Origin of the sequence: Loktanella sp. DJP18 (assembly GCF_049310965.1) — a bacterium.
Lineage (GTDB): Bacteria > Pseudomonadota > Alphaproteobacteria > Rhodobacterales > Rhodobacteraceae > Loktanella.
Window position 1 is genome coordinate 1 of the sequence record NZ_JBMERN010000134.1, and the last position, 9407, is coordinate 9407.

The 9407-nt window shown below is 60.8% G+C and carries 18 protein-coding genes; 1 reads left to right on the top strand and 17 read right to left on the bottom strand.

Features of this window, described 5'->3' with window-relative positions:
* Positions 1–414: 414 nt before the first annotated feature.
* The 7 genes from ACOI1H_RS21415 to ACOI1H_RS21445 all read right to left on the bottom strand — a co-directional run bounded on the left by ACOI1H_RS21415 (position 415) and on the right by ACOI1H_RS21445 (position 3580).
* Positions 415–807, bottom strand: a complete 393-nt coding sequence (locus ACOI1H_RS21415) for a hypothetical protein (protein ID WP_422440028.1) — start codon at positions 805–807, stop codon at positions 415–417.
* Positions 808–904: 97 nt separating this feature from the next.
* Positions 905–1654 carry a ribonuclease H family protein gene (locus ACOI1H_RS21420; protein WP_422440030.1) on the bottom strand — a complete coding sequence of 250 codons (750 nt, stop codon included), beginning with the start codon at positions 1652–1654 and terminating at the stop codon, positions 905–907.
* A 138-nt stretch (positions 1655–1792) separates the two neighbouring features.
* A complete protein-coding gene (locus ACOI1H_RS21425) occupies positions 1793–2095 on the bottom strand; it encodes a hypothetical protein (protein ID WP_422440031.1) in 303 nt (100 codons plus the stop codon).
* Positions 2096–2117: 22 nt separating this feature from the next.
* On the bottom strand, positions 2118–2357 hold the full coding sequence (locus ACOI1H_RS21430) for a hypothetical protein (protein WP_422440033.1): 240 nt from the start codon (positions 2355–2357) through the stop codon (positions 2118–2120).
* A gap of 48 nt (positions 2358–2405) precedes the next feature.
* A complete protein-coding gene (locus ACOI1H_RS21435; protein ID WP_422440034.1) occupies positions 2406–2684 on the bottom strand; it encodes a hypothetical protein in 279 nt (92 codons plus the stop codon).
* Positions 2685–2837: 153 nt separating this feature from the next.
* A complete protein-coding gene (locus tag ACOI1H_RS21440) occupies positions 2838–3419 on the bottom strand; it encodes a hypothetical protein (RefSeq protein WP_422440036.1) in 582 nt (193 codons plus the stop codon).
* Positions 3416–3580: a hypothetical protein gene (locus ACOI1H_RS21445; protein WP_422440038.1), complete on the bottom strand. Its 165-nt coding sequence runs from the start codon at positions 3578–3580 to the stop codon at positions 3416–3418. Before ACOI1H_RS21445 ends, ACOI1H_RS21440 begins: the two co-directional genes overlap by 4 nt.
* 220 nt (positions 3581–3800) lie before the next feature.
* On the opposite strand from ACOI1H_RS21445, the gene ACOI1H_RS21450 reads away from it, so the two are divergent.
* Entirely contained in the window at positions 3801–4733 is a 933-nt protein-coding gene (locus ACOI1H_RS21450) for a hypothetical protein (protein WP_422440039.1), read from the top strand.
* 207 nt (positions 4734–4940) lie between these two features.
* Here ACOI1H_RS21450 and ACOI1H_RS21455 read toward each other — a convergent pair whose 3' ends face one another.
* The 10 genes from ACOI1H_RS21455 to ACOI1H_RS21500 all read right to left on the bottom strand — a co-directional run.
* Positions 4941–5360, bottom strand: coding sequence for a hypothetical protein (locus ACOI1H_RS21455; RefSeq protein ID WP_422440040.1), 420 nt, complete (start codon positions 5358–5360; stop codon positions 4941–4943).
* A gap of 96 nt (positions 5361–5456) precedes the next feature.
* Positions 5457–5846 carry a hypothetical protein gene (locus ACOI1H_RS21460; protein WP_422440041.1) on the bottom strand — a complete coding sequence of 130 codons (390 nt, stop codon included), beginning with the start codon at positions 5844–5846 and terminating at the stop codon, positions 5457–5459.
* Between the two features lie 127 nt (positions 5847–5973).
* On the bottom strand, positions 5974–6348 hold the full coding sequence (locus ACOI1H_RS21465; protein ID WP_422440042.1) for a hypothetical protein: 375 nt from the start codon (positions 6346–6348) through the stop codon (positions 5974–5976).
* 178 nt (positions 6349–6526) lie between these two features.
* Positions 6527–6748, bottom strand: coding sequence for a hypothetical protein (locus ACOI1H_RS21470; RefSeq protein WP_422440044.1), 222 nt, complete (start codon positions 6746–6748; stop codon positions 6527–6529).
* A gap of 46 nt (positions 6749–6794) precedes the next feature.
* Positions 6795–7193: a hypothetical protein gene (locus ACOI1H_RS21475; RefSeq protein WP_422440045.1), complete on the bottom strand. Its 399-nt coding sequence runs from the start codon at positions 7191–7193 to the stop codon at positions 6795–6797.
* Positions 7194–7263: 70 nt separating this feature from the next.
* On the bottom strand, positions 7264–7671 hold the full coding sequence (locus tag ACOI1H_RS21480) for a hypothetical protein (protein ID WP_422440046.1): 408 nt from the start codon (positions 7669–7671) through the stop codon (positions 7264–7266).
* Positions 7672–7853: 182 nt separating this feature from the next.
* Positions 7854–8090: a hypothetical protein gene (locus tag ACOI1H_RS21485; RefSeq protein ID WP_422440047.1), complete on the bottom strand. Its 237-nt coding sequence runs from the start codon at positions 8088–8090 to the stop codon at positions 7854–7856.
* Between the two features lie 128 nt (positions 8091–8218).
* The gene (locus ACOI1H_RS21490; protein WP_422440048.1) at positions 8219–8629 is read right to left on the bottom strand and encodes a hypothetical protein; all 411 of its coding nucleotides are present in this window, start codon (positions 8627–8629) and stop codon (positions 8219–8221) included.
* Between the two features lie 63 nt (positions 8630–8692).
* Positions 8693–8959 carry a hypothetical protein gene (locus ACOI1H_RS21495; RefSeq protein ID WP_422440050.1) on the bottom strand — a complete coding sequence of 89 codons (267 nt, stop codon included), beginning with the start codon at positions 8957–8959 and terminating at the stop codon, positions 8693–8695.
* An 11-nt stretch (positions 8960–8970) separates the two neighbouring features.
* On the bottom strand, positions 8971–9407 hold a 437-nt coding region (locus ACOI1H_RS21500), incomplete at its 5' end, for a hypothetical protein (RefSeq protein WP_422440051.1).

Here is a 9407-nt window from a genome sequence, read left to right on the forward strand (position 1 = left end):
TGTTCTGTTCGGTCATACTGATCTCGCTTCTGGTTTGATTTTTTCCGAGGCCTTCGATGTTGGCCGTCTCGCGCAATGCAGAGACGGACATCTTCGATGGCCCGTATTTTCTGATCTTCTCTCTCCCTTCATGCTCTTGCTGGCATTTTCGCCAGGCATCGCTGTGCCCAGTGACGAAAGCCCAGTGGACATAAGGGAAAGGCTCGGATCTTGGATCGGGATGTCGCCCCACTAACCCACTAACCCACGACTGAATAGGAAAAGACCTGCTACCCGGGACTGCGTCCGTTCGCGGCTCAAACCCTTCACTGAAGAGATTGCGAGACGCCTCTCAACCCGTGAGGGTGGCTGGTCAAATCTGTCGGTCAAGGTAGGATCGGCACCTTGCGGTGCCGGCTCAGGCCGGGATTTGCGTCAGATCTGCCCGCGAACGCGTCGCACATAAGCGTCGGCGGTCTCGGCGGGCGGCAGACTGCGGCCTGTCGGGTCGATGGCCACGGCAATCTTTTCAGCGAGGGCCTGACCTTTACTGGTCAGAAAAGCGACCTTCATGCGGCGGTTGGTCGGTTCTTCTATAAGATCGACCAATCCCCACCCTTCCTCGCCGCGCCATGTATATTCGCCGAGCATTGAAAAATGACGCGAGATTGCCGATTGCGAAGATCCGATCGCCTCGGCCGTGTCCCGGGACGAGATGCCCGGGCGTATGACGACCTGCAAGAAAACCATGATCGTTGTGGCGGGGATATCCGGATAGATCTGACGAAAGATCTCGAGTGCGTTGGACAGGGCATGGATTGATTTCATGCTGCGCATTTTCAGATGTTGCTTTCGTTGATGTTGCCAAGCGGGGCAAATTGCAGTTTGCATCCCGGATTGCGCACCGGATGCGGATCTATCCCGTTCAGCAGCCCAGCGCGCCTGCGTTCTTACGGACCTCGGCGATCACATCTTTGATGCTGATGTCGCCGGCCTCGAAGCTCGCGAAGATCCCCCGCATGATACCGACCTGCTCGGGGGTGATATCGCCGTTGGCGGCGGCCGGAGCAGCAGGCGTCATGACGACTGTTGTGTCTTCGGCAATGGCCATCAAATCGATGCCGGCAGGTTGATAGGTGGGCATAGGCACTCCCATCACACGCAGATCGGAATCGATCTTGGCGTCTGTGGTTGCGTTGAATTTCGCCTGGTCACGCATTTCGACAGACTTGGCATCGACGCGTTCGTTGCCGATGTCGCCGGCGTGACCCTTCACCCAGTTGGGCTCGAAGGTGAAGCCGCGGGATTTCAGCTCGATCAGAGCAGCATCCAGACGCTTCCAGAGTTCGACGTTGGCGACATCCTTGCCGGCGGCCGTGCGCCAGCCGCGCGGTTTCCAGTTCGGCATGTATTCGAAGATGCCCTTCAGGACATACTGGCTGTCGAGGCGCATGCGCACGAGGCCGGGGAACACGCCGTTTTCGAGAAAGGTCTCGAACGCGTCGAGCGCGGAGCTCAGCTCCATGATGTTGTTCGTGGTAGCGGCACTCGAGCCGGAGCCAGCGATAACCTGGTTGCCGTCGGCAACAACCTCTGACCAGAGTTCCCAGGCATAGCCGCCCGGACCGGGGTTGCCAGAGCAGGCGCCGTCAGCACACAGGATGTAAGTGGTCATGGTGAAATCCCTCTTCGGATGATCTTTTACCTGGCGCCGGTCTGTCCCGGCCAGTCTCACTTATGAGGCTGGACGAGACAGACCGGCGATCTTTCGACCATATTCGGTCGTTTTTGATTGTTGGGAAATGCCGATCGGTCAGTCCCGATCGGCGGGTAGCCCGAGAACCTGGTAGACGGCATCCTTGATGGCGTTTGAGGGGAGCCTGGTCTCGCTGGGCGGCTCGATAGACATGGCCTGCACGCGCGGGGTATCGAAGATGCCGCCGCTGTTGACGAGGATGTCGACACGGGTGCCGTCCATGTAGCCCCAGATGTGGAACCGGTGGCGATCGGGAAAGCCACCCCTCTCGGGTTCCACGCTGCGCTCGATGATCTCGGCCGGTGCGAAGCGTTCGAGCAGCGCCAGGCGCATATGTTCGGACATGGTGAAGGCGGCCATGGCGGTCTCCCTGTCAGGTGGATCAGTAGGCGGTGAGAAACATCTCGCCTTCGATGGTGTAGCCGTTCAGGCCGATCTCGGTGATCAGGTCCGGCAGTGCGTCGATGCGTTGAAAGGCATCGCCGCCGTCCCACAGGGTCTTGAAGGCGGTGTCGAAATCCAGCAGCTCCCACAGGGCTGTATCCAGCAGCAAGTATGAAATGCTTGTGCCGTCGGAGTCGCCGGTGATGGCGACGTGGCGGACGATATCTCGGTCGCTCACGGGGATGTCCTGTCTGTTCAGTATAGGGTGATGAGGCGAAGGGCTGGATCAGGCATGTGCGCCACGAGGCGCGGTGACTTGTTCGAAGGCTGCGATCATCGGGATGAAATGATCCTCGTGGAGCAGGGTCATTTCAGGCTTGCCATCGCGGGTGATGGTGCGCGGGCTGAAGGTCGCGGGCGCCTCGCCGATCGCCACGCAGACAATCTCGAAGAGATCTGTCGTCAGGGCCATCAAGCTGGGACGGCCGTCGGCGTTCATGATCACCGGTGCCTCGATGGCCTCATCGAGGGCGTCTTCGATCTGCGGGCTGAAAACCTTGGTCATGGGTTGATCCTCTCTTTTGCGGATGTCTGTCTGTCTGTCTGTCTGTCTGTCTGTCTGTCTTTCGCGCGGGCCCGTGACCGAGGTCGATAAAGGCTGCATGGCGGACGAGGCCTCGTTCGGTTATGGCGAGTCCTGTCTGTTCAGGGTTCCATGTCATTTGGCGCAGACGGCACGCACGATGAGGTTGCGGGCAATATCGACGGCGCGCGAAATATCCCACATCTGCTTCAGCACGATGTCACGCTGCGGCGTGGTGAGATCCTCCCACGCCGGCATCCCGGGGGTGCGCATTCGCAGATCCGCGTAGAACAGCTCCTCTTGGAGATCGACCGTATATGTTCTGGGCAGTGGGCGGATGATACGGATGTCGGATGATGCTGCGCAAACGCCTGTCGAAAATTGAGTTTCGGCGCGGGGCATGGTGACCTTATGGAAGGCGTCGTTCATCAGCCTGAAATAATCCGCGTGGAGCAGGGTGATTTCAGACTTGCCATCGCGGGTGATGGTACGCGGATTGAAGGCGGCAGGTTCCTCACCGATGGCCACGCAGAGGACTTCGAAGAGATCGGTCGTCAGTGCCATCAGGCTGGGACGACCTTCGGCGCTCATGATGACCGGCGCGTCGATGGCGTCATTGAGCGCGTCTTCGAACTGCGGGCTGAAAACTTTGGTCATCGCGCGATCCTCGTTTTTTGCGGATGTATGTCCTTCTCGCAGCTCCGTGGCCGGGGTCAATACCGGCGACGGGAGGGTTTGCGGGAAGAGCGGCGGCGATAGAGTGCACGACGGCTCATGTATGAGCTTCGCGCGCCGCGCATCGGGCGGCGGCTGCTCGGCATGATCGCGAAGAGGCCGGGAACGATCACGAAGGCGAAGATGAAAAGACCGAAGAACATGATGTCACCCTTTCGGTTGTCTTGGTGAGACGGACTGTCCCTTCACGAATGAAGGGACCGGCCGCCCCATCCGGGAACCCCATATCTCACCTGAAAAAATCACCCCGCCGGGCAGCGCTGTTGGATTTCCGACGGCGCTGCAATCGACCGATATTCTGAAGGAAAAAAGCGTGCCCGTTCCGCCGAAGGCAGGTCCGGCGCGCCATGGAGAGATAAGCCGATGCGCATTGCTACCCTGCGACCTCAGTCCATATTCTGGCTGCTGCCGGCCTTTCTCGCACTGCCGGCCTTTCTGGCAGTAGCCTTTCTGGAGGAGGCAAACACTGCGAATGCACTTCAGGCGGTATCGACGTCGATGATCCTCTGGTTTCCCTGCCTCGCGGTGATCGCGATATTCCGCGGCAACTTCGTGCCGTTGCATGCAACGGTTGCGACGTTGCTCTACGCGGCATACGACAGTTTCCGTGTGCGGGAGATCGTCTACGAGGGGCTTAATCCGGTTCTGCATTTCGGAGGCAATCCGAACTGGATCACCTTGAGTGTCATCTTGGGCTCGCTCGTCGCACTTTTGGGGGTGACGATTGCGCGACCGACGCTTTTCCGCGTCGTCACGTCCGTGGCGTTCACGGCGCAGGTGGCGACACTGGTGCTCTTTCACGTCGTCACGGTGACCCAGCCTCTCGCCATCGCCCACGATGCCGAGACGGAGTTCGTGGCGCAATTCATTGCACGCACGGGATCGTCAGAGATCCTGTGCGGCGTGCAGGACCGGCTGTGTTGGTCCGGCACGCCTGTTGATCTGACAGGGATGGTGGAGCGAGAGGTGAAGAACCCGAGCGGCATCCTGCGGTATCTGCGCGACGAGGCGAACGGAGCGGGCCATCTTTTCACCTGGACGGAAGCGGCTTTCGCCTCCACGGCCGACGAGGCCATGCGGCATATCAGTGTCTGGCGCGACAGCGACACGACCTTTGCCGTCATGATCAACGAGGCGGCCCCGACGAAGGCGTTTTCAGCCATGAAGATCGCCTTCTCTGTTCTTGCAGGCGCATTCCAGCAGACCTGGATGACACTGAGCCTGCTGATCCTGTGGCGTCATAGGAGCTACCGCCTGAAGGCGTGGCGCTGGCAGCCGATCAAGTCGACCGACTGACCAGGAAAATCCGCGCGGCCTCGCGCGCAGATCCCGGCACAAGAAAAAAGCCGGCACACCCAGAAGGGCGGCCGGCGTCTCGTGAGGGTCATTCGGACAATGTATTAGTCAGTCGTAGGATGGTCTGGATCATGTGCGGCACAGACGGACCTCCCTGGGTTCGATGAGGCAGATGGATCGGCCAGGAGACCATCACCCGAAAGAGTTTCAGGCGGCGGCGGCGACATCAGCTGCCGCAAGCGATGCAAAACACTCCTGCATCATTGCGGGGATGTCGACGCCCGCGCCGTTCGCAATCGTAAAGGGTTCATCCCAGTAGCGCATCTGGCTCAGCATGAGACCGGTGGGCTTGTGGATGAAGATCGCGACGTCCTCCGGCGCAGGATCTGTATCCCGGTCGTTTGCGACTTCAAAGGCGTCGTCAATCGCGTGACCGTCGCGGATCAGGAAGTTGTCGTTCTCAAAGTTCGTGAGGCTGTCATAGGCAGAGCGGCCGATGATAGATTGCGTGAGGGCGCGCAGGCTGAGGTGCAGCACGACTTGGTCGACTTCGTCAGCCGGCATCGTGATGACGACCTGCGCGATCGCAGGCTTCTGGGACGACGTCTGGACGCGGGTGTGGGGCATGGATCGATTCCTGTAATTTGGGAGGCCGGCGATCCGGATCTTCACGCATGAAGGGCCACAGCCGGCGGCGCCTTGTTGTGTCTGAAAGACAGACAGTCAGAAAGACAGCAAGACGACGGGCGGGCGAGGCTTGCGATATTGCCAGTATTCCGGACTGCCGATCTCACCTTCCGCGAGGAGCGGTGCGATGCCCTCTGGGGGAGTCGTGTGCTCCCCCTTGTAGACGGTGAAGAGACCCTTCACGTCATCGCAGGCGATCGCGAGCTCAGTCTCGTATTCGTCATCCCCTGCCACGATGTCCGCAAGGCGGGGGTCAGCTTCAGCAAAGGACGCGATGATCTCGTCACAGGCGCTGTCGGCATCCTTCGCATGGATGTGAAAGACATGCTCCTCGGTCTCGGTGCCCACACGGGCGCCGTCGACATCGAGTAGGCCGGTGCAGGTGGTGCGGATCACAGTGAAGGTGTTGGGCTCAGTGGCGGGCATCGGTCTCTCTCCTTGCAAGAGGCATCTATCGTCTGGGGATGGTCTGGGCATGCTCGGGCCTTCCCCTGTGTTGATGACATACCCGGGGCAACGCGCCTCGGGTATGTCGTAGTCTGGCAGCGTTGACCTAGCGGTGCTGGCAACCTGCGCTCTGGTAGATTTCCAGATCACGGGGCGTGACGATGCCGCAGCTTGCCCAGTAGTCCAGATAGTCCACGACGGGGGTCGGCACGTGATCGAGGTTCAGTTCCTCTGCCAAGCGGACGGGGGCGTTCAGCGCGTGAATATAATCCGCCAGCGTGAAGAACAGGCCTGTGCACCAGTCGATGCGGACGCAGGCTGTATCGCGGGCGATCTCGACGGCCTCGTGTGCGGCGACGAAGGCGTCTTCGATTTGGTCGGTCGCAACGGTCCAGTCGACGATCGGCTGGCCGGTGTCATCGCAGACGACGGCGCCGTCTTTCCAGCCGAGGATGTTCACCTTGTGCATGTGCTCGCTCATGGATGTCTCGCTTCTCTGTTTTTTCCGGACCCAGGCCCGCGTGGCGGCCGTCTCACCTATGAGATGGCTGACATGAGGGTAGGTCTTTTTGCCGTGTCCTGGTTGCGGTAAATTCCCCCCGGATCTAATACGGAAAAAAGCCGGCACACTCCACCAGGGAGTGGCCGGCTTCTAAGCATCATGAGATGCGACGCTTGCGGTTCTGCTGCCGGGCGACCTTCGCCTTGGCGTGGCGATCCGCGATCTTGCGCGCGCGGGCAGAGCCCGGGCGTGCCGCGGTGAAGCCCGGACCCGTCGTGTTGCGCACGTAGGGCGCTGCCGGATTGTCGGGTGCCAGAGCGTTCAGATCGAACATGCTGTGATCGTAGGGTGGCTCGTAGTGAACCTCAAAGCGCATCATGGCATCAATCCTTGTCAGGTGAGGAGGGGGTGGTCCGGTCAGGCGCTCAGGCGACCTTCGACAGGCCGAGATGCGTGCAGGCGGAGAGCAGGCTCTTCTTTGTCAGCAGCAGATCGAAGGCGACCTCGTTTGCAATCACATGGTAGACATCGTCCAGCGTGTCGGCGGCCTTGCGGATGGTCTGACCCGACAGGGTCAAGACCGAGATGCTGTAGAGCCAGGGCTTGTCCTTGTCGATGTCGACATCGTGGTGCCTGGTGGCGCTGTAGGACTTCCGGCCCAACGGGCAGTTATAGCCCATGCCCCACGCGTCGTTGTTCTCGTCGGCCGTCATCTCGTCGATGACGCGGGGCAGGATCTGCGCTGCGATCTCGGTCAGGCTGTCGGCGGTGAGGGCGACGACTGCGGTGGCGACGACTGCGGGAACGGGGGACTGATTGGTCATGCTTGATCCTCTTGATCTACGGACGTGTGGGTGGCTGTTGCCGGGCCCCAAGGAGCCCGGCGGAAGATGCTCAGGCGTAAGCTGCCTTTTGCATCTCGCGCTGGAAGCACCCGTCGAGGTAGTCGGCGAGGTCTTGCGGCGTCGTGACCCCGATCTCGGCCCAGTGGCTCAGATCCTCGGTCAGGGCCGAGACGAAGGTGCCCTCTTCGGGGAACTCCTCGGTGAGGCGTGCCTTGACGTTCTGGGCTGTGAGGTAGTCGGCCAGGCTGTCGAAGCGCGCGACGGCGGGCGACAGGCTGGCGGCGAAGACGTTGCCGCCGGCGGCGATGACGGCGGCGCGGAACACGCGCGTCGCGGACTCGAAGTCTTCGGTTTCGTGGATGCGGTCGACGACGGCGATGTCGTCCTCGTCCCAGACCAGCGAGCCTGCGGCGTCGAGGGCGAAAAAGATCACTTTGTGCATGGGTGCGATGGTCATTGGGAGATCCTCTTTCTGTCTGTCTTTCGGGGCACCCGCCATGTCGGCGGTCTCACCAATGAGACGGCCGACATGGCGGAGCCATTTCCGCGCGCCCGCGCGGTCCCCGCTGGTCCAACAGGATCAGCGCCTGACAAGGAAAAAGCCGGACCCGGCAGGGCCCGGCTGAATGCTTCGCTGCGTCAGTTGCGCATGAGATCCATCGAAATAGCGATTGGTGTTCCGATGGCGACACCCACAAAAAGATGCGTCCGGAATATCACCTCAGGCGGGGCGTAAGTCGCGCTGAAGTCTCCAGACAAAGAAAAAACAGATGCGAAAATCATAACGATTGCAATCGTCACGGCGATGACGAACGCCGGCACAGCTATGCGCTGGGCGGTGAGGGGGTCGGCATTTCGCCAGGGTGCGATTATCATGAGGTAAACTCCTCACACTTAACAACGGTGGTCGCCAATCAGCATCTTCTTCGATGAAGATGTAGATTTGGTGCGCCGGTCCGAAGCTTTTCATGACTGACGACGAATAGCCGGCCGGTCGACGCAGTTTAGGCAGGTTCGGGATAAGCATTGCCGGACGTGTCGAAACCATTCCCGGCGGGGGAGATATCGGGACCTTGCCAGAGTGTTTCGGGCTCCGAGTGTGGGCCCGGTTGGTCGAACCCGAAGTCCGCGTGCGCACCTTGCTCGTCGATCGTTCGCAGAAGATTATCGAACTCGTAAATCGCGTCCGGTGTGAAGGCACCCACCGCCACTTCGCGCGCTGTCGTGGCCCCAAGTTCATCTGCAAGGCGCAGCGAGGGGGCGGCGAAGGCTTGCTGCACGAGCGGCAGAGACGCAGGCGTCAGGGCCAGGATCAGCATGCGCAGCTTGATGTATTCGGCTGAGGCGAGGTGATGGTTTTCCTCGGGGGTCATGCTCTCGGAGAGGGCGCGGATGTGGCGGATGCGATCAGTCATAAAAACTCCTGTGCAGGGGGCTGAGTTGGCAAGATAGCGCAAGAGATAGCGTCAAAGATGGCGTCAGGACACGACCATGACGTAGGGCCAGATCGCATCTCGCACGCCAGCCGCAGTATCGGGAATCGTGACCCAAGGTGCCACCGGTCCGTCGTTAGTCTCCCGGTGATGCTTGAGCATCACTGCGGAGTGCTGCGACCATGCCTCACAGGCGTCACGCTTGGACAGCTTGAAGCCGAGGCCGCCCATCATGGTCACGATTTTCGTGACATCGTCTTCGTTGGGGATCGGGTCGCGGTGGCGGACGACGAGACGTGTGGATTTCGGCATGAAGATCCTCCTCAGGATGCGGTGACGCTGACTGGGTCGAGCGCCAGAATGGTGATGTTCGGCGTGCAGCGGTCGAGCTGCCGGGCGAGATCCTCGACGTGGCGCTCAAGGCAGTAGTAAGCGGTTATGACCGCGTCTTTAGACTGTCTGGCAGCATGCAGATCCGAGATGCGACACTCCATGGCAGCGAGGCGCAGCCGGAGCCGGTCGAGTCGCGGAAAATCCGGGGCTTGGGGCGTGGGCACCAGCCGAACGGGCAAGGCGGCCTTTAGTGCCGCACCCTGGTCGGTCAGACAGCCCCAGTCGATCTCGTGGTCGGGGTAGCGGGTCTGGAGGGCTGCGAGCAGCCGCGTGGCGTGGCCGCTGCGGCGCCGGTTTTTTGCGACCTTGATCATCTGGATCTGGGGCGCGCCGTCGTATTCGGAGAAGTTGAGCGACGCGATGCGCG